Annotated in this window: 1 protein-coding gene; it reads right to left on the bottom strand. The window is 65.8% G+C overall.

Features of this window, described 5'->3' with window-relative positions; translation table 11 throughout:
• Nucleotides 1–1414 (bottom strand): non-ribosomal peptide synthetase (locus tag AACY31_RS28675; protein WP_339505643.1); only part of this gene is annotated, 1414 nt, incomplete at both ends.

Below are 1414 nucleotides of genomic sequence, written 5' to 3'. Positions count from 1 at the left end.
ATGCGGAAGCCACGAATCTTCACCTGGAAGTCATTGCGGCCCAGGTATTCCAGCGTGCCATCGGCCAGCCAGCGACCGAGGTCGCCGGTCTTGTACAACCGTGCGTTCGGCTCAGTGCTGAACGGGTCGGCAATAAAGCGCTCGGCGCTCAACTCCGTCCGGTTCAGGTAACCCCGGGCCACGCCGGCACCGCCGATGTGCAGTTCACCGGCCACGCCCAACGGCGTCGGTTCACCGCGGGTATCGAGCACGTGCACCTGGACGTTGGCAATCGGCCGGCCAATGCTCGGCCGTTCGCCGAGGTCGCGGATCAGGTCGATGGTGGCGTCCACCGTGCATTCGGTCGGGCCGTACATGTTGTAGAAGCGGATGCTCGGGCAGTCGCGCAACTTCGTCCAGGTCGCGGCATTGATCGGCTCGCCGCCAAGCAACACGCTCACTGGCTGATAACTGCTGCGCTCCAGCAGGCCGGCGGCGAGCAGGGTATCGAGCTGCGACGGCGTGGAATCGAAGGCGTGCACTTGGTGCTGTTCGAGGAAGTCGAGCAACTCGTGGCCGCTGGCGCGGATCAGTTGCGCGATGATCACCAGCCGGTGGCCGGAGAACAGCTGGGAAATGCCCTTGATCGACATGTCGAAGAAGAACCCGGCGTTCAGGGCCACGGTGGCTGGGCTCGGGCAATGCTGGTGGGTGGTGCGGCTGAGCACGTGCCAGAAGTTGTACACCGAACGGTGCTCGACCATCACGCCCTTGGACTGGCCGGTGGAACCGGAGGTGTAGATCACATAGGCCAGGTGCTCGGCTGTCAGGCCCACTACCTGGGGGTTGCGGTCAAAGTCAGGGTCATCCGCCGCTTGCAGCGAGTCACGGGTATCGAGCGACAGCAGCGGGAACTCGCCCGCTGGCAAGGACAGGGCCGACTGGGTCAACAGCGCCCGTGGCTGGCAGTCCTGGAGCATGAAAGCCATGCGCTCGGCGGGATGGTCCGGGTCGATGGGCACGTAGGCGGCCCCGGCCTTGAGCACGCCGAGCAGGCCGACGATCATGTCCAGGCTGCGCTCGGCGCAGACGGCCACGCGCTGATCGGGTTCGACACCGAGGGCGAGCAACTGCCGGGCCAAGTGGTTGGCGCGGCGATTGAGCTGGCGGTAGGTCAGTTGCTGCTGTTCGCAGACCAGGGCCACGGCGTCGGGGTTGGCCTGGACCTGGGTTTCGAACAGGTGATGGATCGGTTGCGCGGCGCCGAAGTCGCTGGCGGTGCGGTTGAAGTCCGTCAGCAGTAATTGCCGCTCGCTGGCCGGCACCACGTCCAGTTGGCTGGCGAGGCGCTCCGGGGCCTGTTCAAGGGCTTCGACCAATGCGCTGACGGCCTGGGCGAGGTAGGCGGCGATGCGTTGTGGGTCGATGCCTGTGA

The sequence above is a fragment of the Pseudomonas sp. RL_105y_Pfl2_101 genome, assembly GCF_963970585.1.
GTDB lineage: Bacteria > Pseudomonadota > Gammaproteobacteria > Pseudomonadales > Pseudomonadaceae > Aquipseudomonas.
Note: the sequence above shows the minus strand (reverse complement) of the source record. Positions and strands in the feature narration are given on the sequence as shown.